Raw genomic sequence first — 15,284 nt, 5'->3', positions numbered from 1 at the left:
TTCTATTCGGCTACGATTACGACAACCATCTATGCTTTTGTTGCACTTTTGTGCAAAAAGACAACAAAAACGGTCGACAGAATAAACAATGTAAAAAAAACAGAGTCATACAGGTGATCAATAAGTAGCAACAGAAATAAATAACAACTCATGATGCATTTTTAGAAAATAATAGATTCGCCCAGCGAATAAAAAAGAGTAAAATCCGCGCCGAATAAAATAATCATATGCAATTGTACAAACCCACTCGCAGTTTGGAATATCGAGCAGATTGATCAGATTTGTTGCACTACACTCTTTTTTTGATCACTTTTTTATCCAAGCGAAGCCATGCTGGTTAGGTAAGTTGCGCGGAGATATACATAAATGAAATTACAATACAGCTTACTAGCACTTGCCATCGTAAGTGGCTCAAGCTTTGCTCAACTGTCTGATACAGCAGGTTTTAGTGGTGAAGTATCAATCAGTACTGGTTTTTACTCAACTGAATCAAACCTAAACACCAACGATGACAACAAGAAAATTGATGACCTAGGCGCGCCTAGTGACTCAGTTTCTGGTGCGCTAATTCTGCCACTAGGTAACGTTGCTTATACATTTGGTAACGGCTTAAACCAACAGTTCTACGCGGGTACGTCTCGTGAAGATATCGCCACTGGTACACTAGCGTTTGAACTCGGTTACAAATACCAACTAGCGTCAGGCATGATCATCAATGCGTCTATGCTGCCAACCATCATGTCTGGTGAAGTTTGGGCTGACCCATTCGTAACAGGTACTGATCGTAAAACCACCGATGAAGATGGCAACGCCTACCGCCTAAAAGTGGAAAACATTGCTGGCTCTAAATTCTCAGTAGACATGGCGTACGCAATTAAAGATATTGAAAATGAGCAATCAGGTGTTAGCCACCCAGACTTAAGCTCAGCTGAACTGAATAGCCTACGTCGCGACTCAAAAGGCTTCATATTCAAGACCGATTACAAACTGGCACTGGATCAAACACACCATCTTAACGCCACGTCTGTCTTACACCAATATTGATGCTGATGGTGATGTAAACTCATTCACGGGTTACGGTGTTGAGCTAAGCTACTTCAAGTTGATGGAGCGTCACCAACTAGCCCTAACTGGTGGCTTCAAAACGCGTGACTACGATGCGAACTTCCCTGGCACAGGTAAAGCTCGCCAAGATGATGAATTCAGCCTATTCGCTGCTTATGAATACGCAAACATCATGGATTGGCAAGATTGGTCTCTGATTTCACTTGTTGGTTTCACTAACAGCGATTCAAACATCGACTTCTACGACCGCACCGATTACATCATGTCAGTGGGTATGAACTACCACTTCTAATCTGACTGATTATCAATTTAAGCCCACCGAACTTGGTGGGCTTTTTTATATCGTTATTTCCCCCTCAGATGTCAGCTATACCGCTTGTGCGTGCAAATGGCGCATTAATCGATCCATTGCGCGATAACCTAGCGCTTCAGATAAATGTGCTCGTGAAATCTGCGCTTCACCAGCCAAGTCAGCAATGGTGCGCGCCACTTTAATGATGCGATGATAGGCGCGAACCGATAAGCCTAAACGATGCAACGCTTGCTCTAAAAATTGCGCGTCACTTCTATCAAGGTGGCAGTATTGCTCGATCTCTCGACTGCCCAATAGAGCATTGGCTTTACCACTCCGAGCAAGCATCTCCTCGCGAGCTTTTTCCACGCGGGCTTTCACCACCTCAGTCGCTTCTCCTCGCTCACCACCTTCGGCCAATGTCCCTTGTGGCAAGGCTGGGATTTCTAACGACATATCAAAACGATCCAACAACGGCCCTGACAAACGACTTAAATAACGCAGTGCCGCTTGGGAGTTGCCATGACTTTGCTTGGCATCATAATGACCACTTGGGCTAGGATTAAGCGCTCCGACTAACTGAAAGCGCGCAGGAAAACGGGTTTTGCCCTGCGCACGGGAAATAATAATCTCGCCAGATTCCAGCGGCTCACGTAATGCATCCAGCACTTTACGTTCAAACTCAGGCATCTCATCGAGAAATAACAGCCCATTATGCGCCAAAGAAATCTCCCCCGGCCTAGGAACCGAGCCACCACCGACCAGTGCAGCCATTGAACTGGAGTGGTGCGGCGAGCGAAATGGCCGACATTTCCAGTTAAATTGATTGATTTCTTGCTGGGTCAGCGAAGCCACCGAGGCTGACTCTAACGCTTCATCATCCGACATTTCTGGCAGCAAATCGCGCAGGCGTGAAGCGAGCATGGTTTTACCGGTGCCCGGAGGGCCAAGAAACAACAAGTTATGATGACCCGCGGCAGCGATTTCCAGCGCACGCTTACCCTGCTGCTGACCAATGATGTCACGCAGATCTCGCGCATGAGTGGCGATATGTGGCTGCGTATCGGTTTGGTGCAAGGCTAATGCTTGTTGACCACACAGGTCGGCGCACACCTCAAGCAAGCTTTGTGCTGATTTATGTTTTTCTTTACCCACCAATGCGGCTTGGTCACCATTGCAATGGGGGACCACCAAACGGCGTCCTTGTTGCTGCGCGATCAGTGCCGCGGGCAACACGCCTTTCACCGCTCGCAATTCCCCTGATAATGCCAGTTCACCAATAAACTCACTTTGAGTGAGTGGATTGAGTGGAATTTGCTGTGAAGCCGCTAAGATGCCTAACGCAATTGGCAAATCAAAACGGCCACCTTCTTTGGGTAAATCGGCGGGCGCTAAATTGACCGTAATCCGCTTGGCCGGAAACTCAAAACGCGAGTTAATGATCGCGCTGCGCACGCGATCACGAGACTCCTTCACCGTTGTCTCTGGCAAACCCACCAGCGCAAAACCCGGCATGCCATTACTAATGTGCACCTCAACCGTCACCAACGGCGCTTCCACGCCCACCGATGCACGGCTGTATACCACAGCTAAACCCATACATTCCCTTATTATGTTCACTTTTAAGGCGGCTATTTCTATAGCACCTTTGTTATATAGCGTGGCGACTTGCTGAGATAATGTGAAAAAAGAATGAGTTTTTGCTTGTCATTTAACGGATATGTGTGATACCACTAGAGACGCAAACAATTACGTACCATATTACGCACACGCAACCATTAGATATTAATAATGACATTAAACGCCCGCTCACATGCACTGATTGCCCTGATTATCGTGGTCATTATTAGATTGCGCGGGGTCTAGTGGGCTAAAGAAAGCCAAGAATTAGATAAACCCCCGCACTGAAAAGTTCGGGGGTTTTTTTCAATCAATTAAGATAGAAATCAGACAGGCAAGACCAGCAAATTATAATCAACTCTCCGCACATCGCTCATGAACGAGCAGGATTACTTGGCGAGAGAGTACAGGAAGAATGGGAGCGCACATGAAGTGCAAACAACACAAGGACAGCTACCAAGGTAGCGCAGGAGGTGGTCAATGACCGGTGCAGAATTAGTTGTAGCCGCACTGGCACAACAAGGAATTAAAACCGTATTCGGTTACCCTGGCGGTGCCATCATGCCAATCTACGATGCGCTCTATGATGGTGGCGTGGAGCACATCCTCTGCCGCCACGAACAAGGCGCGGCTATGGCAGCAATTGGTATGGCGCGCGCAACGCAAGATGTCGCCGTGTGCATGGCAACCTCAGGCCCTGGCGCGACCAATCTGGTCACTGGCCTTGCTGATGCTTTCATGGACTCCATTCCTCTGGTTGCAATCACTGGTCAGGTCGCTAGCTCCCATATCGGTACCGATGCCTTCCAAGAAATGGATGTGATCGGCATGTCGCTTTCTTGTACCAAACACAGCTACCTCGTCACCGACATCCAAGAGTTAGCGCCAACGTTAGCCGAAGCATTTGAAGTGGCGAAAACCGGTCGACCTGGTCCGGTGATTGTGGATATCGCCAAAGATGTTCAGCTAGCCCAAGCTCCTACATCAATCTTACCCCCTTGCACGCCGCCGGATCACCCCGTGGTCAGCAGTGAAGCGCTAAGTCATGCTCAACAACTACTAAGTAGCAGTTCTCGCCCGGTTTTATACGTGGGTGGTGGGGTACAACTGAGTAATGCCACCGACACGGTTCGCGAGTTTTTGCGCATCAATCCTATGCCATCAGTAAGTACCCTCAAAGGCTTGGGCACCATCGAGCGCCATGATTCACATTACCTTGGCATGCTCGGTATGCACGGCACCAAAGCCGCTAACCTTATCGTCCAAGAATGCGATCTCTTATTAGCGGTTGGGGCGCGTTTTGATGACCGTGTGACAGGCAAGCTCGATACCTTTGCTCCTAATGCCAAGGTGATTCATATCGATGTGGATGCCGCTGAAATCAATAAACTCAGAACCGCCAACGCACCTCTGCGTGGGGATGTAAAAGCAGTATTGCCTCTACTGGAACTGACCCACGACATTACGCCATGGCTAAGCCACAGCGAGAGCCTGCGTACGGGCTTTACTTGGCGCTATGATCACCCAGGTGAACTTATTTTTGCTCCGGGCTTATTAAAACAACTCTCCGACATGATGCCAGATAGTTCGATTGTCTCGACCGATGTCGGCCAACATCAGATGTGGGCAGCACAACACATTCAGCCACGTGAACCGCAAAACTTCATCACCTCAGCTGGGCTTGGCACCATGGGTTTTGGCCTACCTGCCGCAATGGGCGCTTCGGTTGGTCGCCCTGACGATCAATCCATCCTTATCACTGGTGATGGCTCATTCATGATGAATGTCCAGGAACTTGGCACGCTGAAACGTCGCCAGATTCCAGTCAAGATCGTACTGCTCAACAACCAACGTTTAGGCATGGTGCGCCAATGGCAATCGCTGTTCTTTGATGGTCGCCATAGTGAAACCATTTTGGATGACAACCCTGACTTTGTGATGCTAGCAAAAGCGTTTGATATTCCGGGTAAGACCATCACTAAAAAAGAAGAAGTTGAACCGGCTCTAAAAGAGATGCTTGCAAGTAAAACTGCCTACTTACTTCATGTATTAATTGATGAGGAAGAAAACGTATGGCCACTCGTTCCACCGGGTGCGTCAAACAGTGAAATGCTGGAGAACACTTAACATGGAAAGATACTTACTTGATATCAAAGCGGACGATAAACCGGTTCTTCTTGAGCGTGTTCTTCGCGTGATTCGCCATCGTGGTTTCATCATCAAACAAGTGGCGGCAACACAAAACCATGAAAGCCATGTCGCCAGTGTGGAAATCATTGTCGACAGCGATCGTCCGATCACCTTTATTACCAATCAAATTGAAAAACTGTGGGATGTTCGCACTGTCGATGTAACCAAAATCGCTCGTGACCAACTACCAAATAACAACTTACAACAAAAAGTTTGTGCATAAGGAAGGCAATACAATGGCGACAAATACAGCAGATTATATTTGGTTTAACGGCGAAATGGTGCCTTGGGCTGAAGCGAACGTTCACGTACTCACGCATGCAATGCATTACGGCACATCCGTATTTGAAGGGGTACGTTGTTACAACACGCCTAAAGGCCCGATTGTTTTCCGTCACCGTGAGCACGCACAACGCCTGAAAGATTCAGCAAAAATCTACCGCTTCCCAATCCCTTATACGGTCGATGAAATCATGGAAGCAACTCGTGAAACCTTGCGTCAAAACAAACTCGAAAGCGCCTACATTCGCCCACTCGGCTTTGTTGGCAACGTCGGTTTAGGTGTTTGCCCACCGGCAGACACCGCAATGGAATTAATCATCGCCGCCTTCCCATGGGGTTCATACCTTGGTGAGGAAGCGTTAGAAAAAGGCGTCGATGCGATGATTTCCAGTTGGAACCGCGCCGCACCCAATACCATCCCAACCGCCGCAAAAGCGGGTGGTAACTATCTTTCATCACTGCTAGTTGGCGGTGAAGCGCGTCGTCATGGCTATGACGAAGGGATTGCACTGAGCGTTGATGGCTACCTGTCAGAAGGTGCCGGTGAGAACATCTTTGTCATTAAAGATGGCGTCATTTTGACCCCACCAACCACCAGCGCGATCCTACCGGGTATCACCCGTGATTCGATCATGATACTGGCGCGCGATATGGGTTACGAAGTTCGCGAAGCCAATATTGCCCGTGAAGCACTGTACCTTGCTGATGAAGTATTCATGACCGGAACCGCTGCAGAAGTGGTTCCCGTTAGCACTGTCGATAAAATTGAAGTTGGCTGTGGTAAACGAGGCCCAATAACCAAAGCGCTGCAAGCGGCGTATTTTGGTCTATTCAATGGCACCACTGAAGATAAGTGGGGTTGGTTAGATTACGTTTACTCACAAGAAGCCGCAAAGTAGTAGAGGAATAAGGATATGCCTAAATATAGATCTGCCACCACCACCCACGGTCGTAACATGGCAGGCGCACGCGCATTATGGCGTGCCACCGGTGTCAAAGAAGAAGATTTTGGTAAGCCGATTATCGCGGTAGTGAACTCTTTCACCCAGTTTGTTCCAGGCCACGTCCATCTTAAAGATATGGGCCAACTGGTTGCGGGCGAAATTGAAAAAGCTGGCGGCATCGCCAAAGAATTTAATACCATCGCCGTTGATGATGGAATCGCGATGGGCCATGGCGGCATGCTGTACTCGCTGCCTTCACGTGAGCTGATCGCTGATTCGGTTGAATACATGGTGAATGCCCACTGCGCCGATGCGATGGTGTGTATCTCTAACTGTGACAAAATCACTCCGGGGATGATGATGGCCGCGATGCGCCTAAATATCCCCGTAATCTTTGTATCTGGCGGCCCAATGGAAGCGGGCAAAACCAAACTTTCCGATCAAATAATCAAGCTAGATCTGGTTGATGCGATGATCCAAGGTGCCGATCCAACCATTTCCGATGAACAAAGTGAGCAAGTGGAACGCTCTGCCTGCCCAACTTGTGGTTCATGTTCTGGCATGTTTACCGCCAACTCGATGAACTGTTTGACCGAAGCGCTGGGTTTATCTCAGCCAGGCAATGGCTCAATGCTGGCAACGCACGCCGATCGTGAGCAACTGTTTATCAATGCCGGTAAACGTATTGTCGAATTGACTCGTCGTTACTACGAGCAGGATGACGCCTCTGCACTGCCACGCAATATCGCTGATCGCGCTGCATTTGAGAATGCGATGGCGCTGGATATCGCGATGGGCGGATCAAGCAACACCGTTCTGCACCTGCTCGCCTCAGCGCAAGAAGGTGAGATCGACTTTGATATGAATGACATCGACCAGATGTCTCGCCGCGTGCCGCATCTATGTAAAGTTGCACCTTCGACACCAAAATACCATATGGAAGATGTTCACCGCGCAGGTGGCGTGATGGCCATTCTCGGCGAACTTGATCGTGCTGGATTACTCAATAACCAAACTCGCACAGTGCTTGGTCTAACCATGCAAGAGCAGCTCGCTCAATACGACATCATGCAAACCGAAGATGAAGCGGTGTTGAAGTTCTTCCGCGCAGGTCCAGCTGGCATTCGCACCACCAAAGCTTTCTCGCAAGATTGTCGTTGGGATCGCCTTGATGATGACCGCGTTGAAGGCTGTATCCGCACCAAAGAAAACGCCTTTAGCCAAGAAGGCGGCTTAGCGGTGCTTTCGGGCAATATCGCGTTAGACGGTTGTATCGTTAAAACAGCTGGGGTTGATGAAGGCAGCCTTGTATTCCAAGGCCCTGCGGTGGTATTTGAAAGCCAAGATACCGCGGTTGACGGCATTTTAGGTGGCAAAGTCAAAGCAGGCGATGTGGTCGTGATCCGCTATGAAGGCCCGAAAGGTGGCCCAGGTATGCAAGAAATGCTTTACCCAACCACCTACCTAAAATCAATGGGGCTAGGTAAGTCTTGTGCCCTACTGACCGATGGCCGCTTCTCTGGCGGCACTTCAGGTTTATCGATCGGTCACGTTTCACCAGAAGCGGCGAGTGGCGGCACCATTGGTTTGGTGAACGATGGCGATATTATTGCCATTGATATCCCGAGCCGTTCAATCTCACTGCAAGTGAGCGAGTCAGAATTGGCAGAGCGCCGTGCTAAGCAAGATACTTTCGGTTGGAAACCAGTCGATCGCCAACGTACCGTGTCATTAGCGCTAAAAGCTTATGCCAGCTTAGCCACCAGTGCCGACAAAGGTGCGGTACGCGATAAAAGCAAATTAGAGGGCTAATCAATGGTCAATAATGGATTGGTAGAAGATCTATCGCCCGACCAAGCCTTGCCATCTGGCGCAGATTATCTGCGTCAGGTGCTGCGCGCGCCGGTATATGAAGTCGCAACAGTGACACCTTTGCAAGCGATGCCTCGCTTATCTGCCCGGCTCAACAATCAGGTACAGCTTAAACGCGAAGATCGCCAACCGGTACACTCGTTTAAACTGCGCGGCGCCTACAACATGGTCGCGAGCTTAACTGAAGAACAAAAAATCGCGGGTGTCATAGCCGCATCAGCTGGCAACCACGCTCAAGGAATGGCGTTATCTGGTACGAAACTTGGCATTAAAACCACCATCGTTATGCCAAAAACCACGCCAGATATCAAAGTAGACGCCGTACGCAGTTTTGGCGGCAAAGTGGTTCTACACGGCAACAACTTCGATGAAGCCAAAGCCGAAGCGGAGCGCTTATCAGCCAAGCATGGCTACACCTTCGTGCCCCCATTTGATCACCCACTGGTGATTGCAGGCCAAGGCACCATTGGTATGGAGATGCTACAGCAAAATGGGCACTTGGATTACATCTTCGTACCGGTCGGTGGTGGAGGTTTAGCCGCAGGGGTTGCCGTATTAGTCAAACAACTGATGCCTGAAATTAAAGTCATCGCCGTTGAACCGGAAGATTCAGCCTGCTTAAAAGCCGCACTGGATGCGGGTGAGCCAGTGGTTCTTGATCAAGTCAGCATGTTTGCCGATGGCGTAGCGGTAAAACGCATTGGTGACGAAACTTTCCGTTTATGCCAAAAATACATCGATGGTCACGTTACGGTATCAAGCGACGAAATTTGCTCGGCAGTGAAAGATATCTTTGAAGATACTCGCGCCATTGCGGAGCCATCTGGTGCTCTAGCACTCGCTGGCTTGAAGAAATATGTTGATAAACAACAACTGACGGGGAAGCGTTTAGGCACGATTTTGTCGGGCGCCAACACTAACTTCCACGGTTTACGCTACGTATCAGAACGTTGTGAGTTGGGTGAGAAGCGTGAAGGTTTATTAGCCGTCACGATTCCTGAACGCCAAGGCGCTTTCTTTGAATTTTGTAATTTGATTGGTGGCCGTGCCGTGACGGAGTTTAACTACCGTTATAACGACGATTCCTTAGCCAACATTTTTGTTGGTGTTCGCCTCAATGACGGCCAAAGTGAGTTAGATAACATCATCCAAGATCTGCGTGCCGGTGGCTATCCGGTTGTCGATCTCTCTGATGATGAGATGGCCAAACTGCACGTACGTTACATGATTGGTGGCAAACCATCGAAACAACTGAAAGAACGGTTATACAGCTTTGAGTTTCCAGAATATCCCGGCGCACTACTGAAATTTCTTAGCACTCTGGGTACCCATTGGAATATCAGCCTGTTCAACTACCGCAACCACGGCGCGGATTATGGTCGAGTATTGTGTGGTTTTGAATTAGATGAGCAAGATTTAGCCCGCTTCTCGCTGCATTTAAGGGAATTGGGCTATCAATGCAAAGATGAGACTAACAACCCGTCTTATCAATTCTTCTTATCGTAATACGTCAATCGTCAGCCGCTTTCTACGGCCTGATAGAAACCGCTCAACAAAGTCAGCCCTCTCGGCTGACTTTGTTCTATTCTAATCAAGTCAACGCACCTTAATCATGCGCAAAGCGCATAGACTCAATGCTAAAGTTTCATTTTCGTCATACCACATTCCAGACTACACTATCGTTAGTTAATTAATTGCTGTCCCTAAGTGGAGAAACCTATGTTTAACGCTCTGATTTTAAACCAAGAAGAAAAACGTACCATTGCTGCTATCGAGCAGATCGATGAATCACAACTGCCTGAAGGCGATGTATTGATCGAGGTGGATTACTCCTCTTTAAACTTTAAAGACGGCCTAGCGATCACTGGTAAAGGTAAGATCATTCGTAACTTCCCAATGGTACCGGGTATTGACCTTGCGGGTACGGTGATTAGCTCAGAAGACAACCGTTACCAAGCGGGTGACCATGTTGTACTGACCGGTTGGGGCGTAGGTGAAAATCATTGGGGCGGAATGGCGCAACGTGCTCGCCTAAAAGCAGATTGGTTAGTACCACTACCACAAGGCTTAGACAGCAAAAAAGCGATGATGGTGGGTACAGCTGGCTTTACCGCAATGCTTTGTGTACAAGCACTGCTGGATGCCGGTGTAAAACCTGAAGCGGGTGAAGTTCTCGTTACAGGCGCAAGTGGTGGCGTGGGCTCTGTCGCAGTAACACTGCTTGCTCAGCTAGGCTACAAAGTGGCAGCCGTGACGGGCCGTGTTGAACAAAATGGTCCACTACTAGAAAAACTAGGTGCTAGCCGTATTATCGATCGCAGCGAATTTGCTGAGCCAGCTCGCCCACTAGAAAAACAAATCTGGGCTGGTGCGGTAGACACCGTTGGTAGCAGCGTACTGGCCAAAGTACTGGCACAAATGGATTACAACAGCGCAGTAGCCGCTTGTGGCCTTGCGGGCGGCTTTGACCTTCCGACGACGGTTATGCCGTTTATCTTACGTAACGTACGCCTACAAGGGGTAGATTCAGTTTCATGCCCATTTGAAAAACGTATCGCAGCATGGGAAAAACTGGTTGAGCTACTACCAGACAGCTACTTTGAACAAGCATGTACTGAAGTAGAATTGGCTGAAGCGCCAAAATACGCTGAAGACATCACCAATGGTCAAGTGACTGGTCGTGTTGTGATCAAGCTATAAGCGCTTCTGAGTCATCCCTTAGAGTGAGGAACGAGCGAGTAAGGAGTCTCTATACGCTAGAGATTCCGGACATTTCGTTCCTCTATTCCGGAATGACATGTCTCATTCTTTTCGATCAATCTAAACCCATATCTTCAATACGCTTGGCAATCAAACGACTGCACTCTTCTTTAACAATCGCTCGTAACCACTCTTGGGCTGGTGAATGCTCACAGCGCGGATGCCAAATCAATGAATAGTCAAATGGCGTGAAGTGAAACGGCAACGGTTTCACCACCAAGTCATAACGCTCAGCAACCAAATAAGCCAAATCAGCGGGAACCGTAATGATCAACGGCATGGTATCCACAATCGCCAATGCTGCTTCCAAATGATAAGCCCGTAACACCATACGACGCTGTGGGTGACCAACCAAGGCTTGTTCTATTAGTGCTTTCACCCCATCACTCACTGCAATCATCGCGTGAGGATAGCTAAGATAATCGTCTAGACTCATCTCTTGCTCCGCCAGCGGATGCTGTTTAGAGAGCAAGCAAAATACGCCAACGCGGCCAATGACTTCACTACATAACGGGTCAACGGTCCCAATCGGACGACAAATCGCTAAATCTGCCCCTTCGTAGGTCAACTGATCGGCCAATCGGTCATGCTGCAATGGCAAGAAATTAAGCGACACCAGCGGCGCTTCTTGATAGATGCGGGGGAGTGCAAACGGCAAAATCGTTTGTAATGCATAATCGGTCGTCGCGATGGTAAAGGTTTGCTCGCAACGCTGTGGATCAAACTCACGAGGTGACAGCAGTTGACGTAACGACTCCAGCGGGTCCCCTAAACGCGCATTAATCTCTAACGCTTTTTCGGTTGGGATCAGTTGCTGTCCTTGACGAGTAAACAGTGGATCGTTGAGTAAGGTGCGTAAGCGACCTAGCACTCGGCTCATCGCCGACTGACTGAGGTTGAGTCGCGTCGCCGCTTTGCTGACACTGCTTTCTTCAATTAACACTCGCAGTGCGACCAATAAATTCAAATCACGACGATAGATATCTTCTAGTTCCACTTCACTCATCCAAGCTCGATTGATGCTCTAAGTGTACTATTAACAAGTGGAATTTATCGAGTCATCATCGCGATAACTGTCGGTCGCTCTCGATAAATGACTTGCAAAAAAATCCCGCCTTTCGGCGGGGAAGCCCAAGAAAACTGGGGATAGTGTCGGAATGTAGTCGTGTGGAAACAATACCGTGTGCTGATATACGATGTGATAAAGCAACGCTTGCCTCTGGACTCTTTAAGCCAAATCCCTACAATTATGACTTAAATGGCAAGCTACATCAGACGTCGCCTTATACAGATAGAGCCTTAAAGCGATGGGTTTATCGCGGCAGACGACAACTCAAACACGTTTAAAACTCCTTGGTCACAATTAATTGTTACCAACTTGTTAATTAAATTAAAACAAAATGATCACTTTGCCAAGTGATTATTGAATATTTTTTCTCCACGCGTATTATCTGCGCCTCGTAAAGCAAACAAGTGACGACCATGACATTCAATCCAGAACAGGCTACGCATACTCTAGAAGCAGAAGGACTACGCTGCCCAGAGCCAGTGATGATGGTCAGGAAGACAATCCGTAACATGCAAGAAGGGGATGTACTGCTCGTCAAAGCAGATGACCCATCAACCACTCGTGACATTCCGAGTTTTTGCCGCTTTATGGATCATCAATTAGTTGCTGCGCAAACCGAACAACTACCTTACCTGTATCTCATTAAGAAGGGGTTGAGCTAAACTTCGCTCAGTTCGTAGAGAGATAAAATGAAAAACGGCTGCCTAGGCAGCCGTTTGATTATTCGTCGTATTCTATGGTTCGAATTTCCGCTTGCAGCTTGTGAATCTGCTTTTGCATCACTCGCATCTCTTCATGCATCGGAATTATATGGGCGACACGAATCCATGATTCAACCGTTAATCCCGCCAAAATGATCGCACCTGCAACCATCGGCAACCACATGTCGGTCAGCATCATGCCAAGCAATGTCAGCACCAAACCAAAAGTAAATAGATAGCTTTGACTCTTTGGGGACATCCCCATATAACGTGTCAGCATACTGTCGCCCTCCACCACTATTGTTATGGTTAAAGTAGCATGACAATGATGACACTTATATGTCATCGGTCACGCATTTCACCGATTTTACCTTCAAACGATCACCGATCTCTAACAACATATTGAACGTACAGCTCAATGTAACAAGATAAAAAAAGGCCCTAACCAAAGGTTAGAGCCTGAATCGCGTGAGGTCACTTTAATCCGCAGATTATTAGCTACGTGGTTTTAGATCCAACACGTGCAGTAGACGCTCTGGTGTTCCTTCCCAAATCATAGGACGACCTTTCGGGTTGTCTTTTGTCCACCAGCCAGTAAAGCGCTTAGTGTTGTATTGGTAGAAGTTAGGACCAGACAATACCGGAACCGTCACTTGATTTTCTGCAATCAACGCTTGGATATTATTCGCAATTTGGCGCTGCTCTTGGCTATCCGCTGTTTTGTAGAAGCTGTCTAGCAACTTATCCAAATCAGCGTTTTTCCAGTGGTGCATCGCAAAGCGCGGCATACCTTCAGAGCCTTGTAGGCGCGAGTGGTAACCACTATCCCAGTAAGTATGCGGCGTTGGACCATGGAAATAGTTGGTGTAAGCGATGTCGTAATCCGCATTAATCATCGCATTGTTGTAGATAGAGAAGTCAGGAGTACGTGCTTTCACCTTAATACCCACTTCTGCCAACTGCTCCGTCGCCAACATAACGGTGTTGTTAAAGTCCGTCCAACCTTGCGGTGACTGAATGTTTAACTCAAACGTCTCACCTGATGGCGACTCAACAAAGCCATCGCCATTGATGTCTTTATAGCCTGCTTTCGCAAGAGCCGCTTTGGCTTTTTCGGCTGAGTAGGTCATAAACGGCTTGTACTTATTATGCGTTTTTTCATCTGACCACGTTTCAAACGCGTAGCCTAGACCCGATGCAAAGTCATTCAATACTGCGTTGCCATAGTTAGCAATATCAATCAGTGTTTGACGATCCAGAGCCATTGAGAAAGCACGGCGGAACTCAACATCGCTCAACACTTCATGCTTCACTTTATCTTTTGACTCATAGTTAAACACAAAGGCTTGTGTCCCTGCAGGTGGATACCAGTAACCATGATCCGAGGATGCCGCTAAATACGTCTGATCAATGTCTGGAACGAACGAACCCGCCCAGTCGATGTTGGAATTCATTAACTCACCCAACACTTGGTCATTGTGGTTCATTTGCGGTACGCGCAGACAGTCGACATCTAGGCTCGCGTTATCCCAGTAATTTGGGTTACGACACTGCAGGAACAAGGTTGAAGTAAATTGAGGCAGTTCGGTGAACGGACCAGTACCAATTGGGTTCGGGTTCATAAACGCAGCTGGATCTTCAACACTCTTCCACTGATGCTCAGGCACAACGGGTACTAAAGCAATCTCGTAGCTGATGTTGGTGTTCACTTCATTAAGGTGGAAACGCACTTGGTAAGGGCCTAATTTTTCCACTGACTTAATTTTAGTGTTGATACCGCGATCATCGATATTTGGGTTCGCTTGAACCAAGTTGAAGGTAAACACCACGTCATCGGCGTTGAATGTTTCACCATCAGACCATTTTACCCCTTCACGCAAATCAAAAGTGATGCTGAGAAGATCGTCACTCATTTGGTAACCCGTCGCAAGACGGAACTCAGGGATATTGCCCTTCAATTCATTGAAAACCACTAACGGTTCAAAAATGAAGTCACGCGCTGTATGCAAACGAGAAACAGCGTAAGGGTTAAAGTTACGAATCAATGACGCATTATGGTTTGGGATAATCGTCACTTTGGACAGACTATCCAGATCAGCAGCAACCACAGATTGCGCAGATAGAGTCAATGCAGAAGCAATCACTGCAGAGAGTAAAGTGGTTTTCATAGCAATACCTTATGAATGGATACGACCACAAAATAACCACTTTCCTCACAAGCAGCAATCCAACCAAAATCACCAAATAAAACATAAGGTTGCACACATGTTACATCCAACCTTCCATTTGACCGATGAGCGACGTCTTTTTTTCTTGCTTTGCGATATATTAGCGATTCAATTCAAATTTTATGTTTCAAAATGGTAGAAAATTACAACACTTCGAAATAAAAAGGGCGGCCTTAATCATCGGTGAGAAATGCGAGCTGATTAAAATTTCAACACCAACTCGCCGTCATTAATGCTCACTATTTAAGACGTTTCTATCAT

11 protein-coding genes and 1 pseudogene are annotated in these 15,284 nt (G+C 47.8%); 8 read left to right on the top strand and 4 right to left on the bottom strand.

What is annotated here, in order from left to right:
• Positions 1 to 366: 366 nt before the first annotated feature.
• Positions 367 to 1,357, top strand: a pseudogene (locus RH88_RS14570) (DUF2860 domain-containing protein).
• A 75-nt stretch (positions 1,358 to 1,432) separates the two neighbouring features.
• On the opposite strand, the gene RH88_RS14565 reads toward RH88_RS14570, so the two are convergent.
• Positions 1,433 to 2,956 carry a YifB family Mg chelatase-like AAA ATPase gene (locus RH88_RS14565; RefSeq protein WP_005597336.1) on the bottom strand — a complete coding sequence of 508 codons (1,524 nt, stop codon included), beginning with the start codon at positions 2,954 to 2,956 and terminating at the stop codon, positions 1,433 to 1,435.
• A 501-nt stretch (positions 2,957 to 3,457) separates the two neighbouring features.
• Between RH88_RS14565 and ilvG the strand changes: the two genes are divergently transcribed.
• The 6 genes from ilvG (at position 3,458) to acuI (ending at position 10,965) form a co-directional block, all read left to right on the top strand.
• On the top strand, positions 3,458 to 5,104 hold the full coding sequence (ilvG, locus tag RH88_RS14560; RefSeq protein WP_005597334.1) for an acetolactate synthase 2 catalytic subunit: 1,647 nt from the start codon (positions 3,458 to 3,460) through the stop codon (positions 5,102 to 5,104).
• A gap of 1 nt (position 5,105) precedes the next feature.
• Entirely contained in the window at positions 5,106 to 5,390 is a 285-nt protein-coding gene (ilvM, locus tag RH88_RS14555) for an acetolactate synthase 2 small subunit (RefSeq protein WP_005597332.1), read from the top strand.
• Positions 5,391 to 5,403: 13 nt separating this feature from the next.
• The gene (locus RH88_RS14550) at positions 5,404 to 6,348 is read left to right on the top strand and encodes a branched-chain amino acid transaminase (protein WP_005597331.1); all 945 of its coding nucleotides are present in this window, start codon (positions 5,404 to 5,406) and stop codon (positions 6,346 to 6,348) included.
• Between the two features lie 15 nt (positions 6,349 to 6,363).
• Positions 6,364 to 8,205, top strand: a complete 1,842-nt coding sequence (gene ilvD, locus RH88_RS14545; RefSeq protein WP_005597330.1) for a dihydroxy-acid dehydratase — start codon at positions 6,364 to 6,366, stop codon at positions 8,203 to 8,205.
• A 3-nt stretch (positions 8,206 to 8,208) separates the two neighbouring features.
• Positions 8,209 to 9,771 (top strand): threonine ammonia-lyase, biosynthetic, encoded by a 1,563-nt coding sequence (gene ilvA, locus RH88_RS14540; protein WP_050798516.1) that lies wholly within the window; start codon positions 8,209 to 8,211, stop codon positions 9,769 to 9,771.
• A gap of 213 nt (positions 9,772 to 9,984) precedes the next feature.
• The gene (gene acuI / locus RH88_RS14535; RefSeq protein ID WP_005597328.1) at positions 9,985 to 10,965 is read left to right on the top strand and encodes an acrylyl-CoA reductase (NADPH); all 981 of its coding nucleotides are present in this window, start codon (positions 9,985 to 9,987) and stop codon (positions 10,963 to 10,965) included.
• A 115-nt stretch (positions 10,966 to 11,080) separates the two neighbouring features.
• Here the strand turns inward: acuI and RH88_RS14530 are convergent, their stop codons facing one another.
• Positions 11,081 to 12,022, bottom strand: a complete 942-nt coding sequence (locus RH88_RS14530) for a LysR family transcriptional regulator (RefSeq protein WP_005597327.1) — start codon at positions 12,020 to 12,022, stop codon at positions 11,081 to 11,083.
• Positions 12,023 to 12,507: 485 nt separating this feature from the next.
• Between RH88_RS14530 and tusA the strand changes: the two genes are divergently transcribed.
• On the top strand, positions 12,508 to 12,756 hold the full coding sequence (gene tusA, locus RH88_RS14525) for a sulfurtransferase TusA (protein ID WP_005597326.1): 249 nt from the start codon (positions 12,508 to 12,510) through the stop codon (positions 12,754 to 12,756).
• Positions 12,757 to 12,814: 58 nt separating this feature from the next.
• Here tusA and RH88_RS14520 read toward each other — a convergent pair whose 3' ends face one another.
• Entirely contained in the window at positions 12,815 to 13,075 is a 261-nt protein-coding gene (locus RH88_RS14520; RefSeq protein WP_005597324.1) for a hypothetical protein, read from the bottom strand.
• 214 nt (positions 13,076 to 13,289) lie between these two features.
• Positions 13,290 to 14,963 carry an ABC transporter substrate-binding protein gene (locus RH88_RS14515; RefSeq protein WP_005597322.1) on the bottom strand — a complete coding sequence of 558 codons (1,674 nt, stop codon included), beginning with the start codon at positions 14,961 to 14,963 and terminating at the stop codon, positions 13,290 to 13,292.
• Positions 14,964 to 15,284 lie beyond the last annotated feature (321 nt).

Origin of the sequence: Vibrio scophthalmi LMG 19158, assembly GCF_000222585.1 — a bacterium.
Classification (GTDB): Bacteria; Pseudomonadota; Gammaproteobacteria; order Enterobacterales; family Vibrionaceae; genus Vibrio; species Vibrio scophthalmi.
Note: the sequence above shows the minus strand (reverse complement) of the source record. Positions and strands in the feature narration are given on the sequence as shown.

What these genes read in the sequence shown, in the direction of transcription:
- acuI (WP_005597328.1), top strand. Translation starts at nt 9,985, where the DNA reads ATGTTTAACGCTCTGATTTTAAACCAAGAAGAAAAACGTACCATTGCT.
- ilvD (WP_005597330.1), top strand. Translation starts at nt 6,364, where the DNA reads ATGCCTAAATATAGATCTGCCACCACCACCCACGGTCGTAACATGGCA.
- RH88_RS14565 (WP_005597336.1), bottom strand. Translation starts at nt 2,956, where the DNA reads ATGGGTTTAGCTGTGGTATACAGCCGTGCATCGGTGGGCGTGGAAGCG.
- ilvG (WP_005597334.1), top strand. Translation starts at nt 3,458, where the DNA reads ATGACCGGTGCAGAATTAGTTGTAGCCGCACTGGCACAACAAGGAATT.
- RH88_RS14520 (WP_005597324.1), bottom strand. Translation starts at nt 13,075, where the DNA reads ATGCTGACACGTTATATGGGGATGTCCCCAAAGAGTCAAAGCTATCTA.
- RH88_RS14550 (WP_005597331.1), top strand. Translation starts at nt 5,404, where the DNA reads ATGGCGACAAATACAGCAGATTATATTTGGTTTAACGGCGAAATGGTG.
- ilvA (WP_050798516.1), top strand. Translation starts at nt 8,209, where the DNA reads ATGGTCAATAATGGATTGGTAGAAGATCTATCGCCCGACCAAGCCTTG.
- RH88_RS14515 (WP_005597322.1), bottom strand. Translation starts at nt 14,963, where the DNA reads ATGAAAACCACTTTACTCTCTGCAGTGATTGCTTCTGCATTGACTCTA.
- tusA (WP_005597326.1), top strand. Translation starts at nt 12,508, where the DNA reads ATGACATTCAATCCAGAACAGGCTACGCATACTCTAGAAGCAGAAGGA.
- ilvM (WP_005597332.1), top strand. Translation starts at nt 5,106, where the DNA reads ATGGAAAGATACTTACTTGATATCAAAGCGGACGATAAACCGGTTCTT.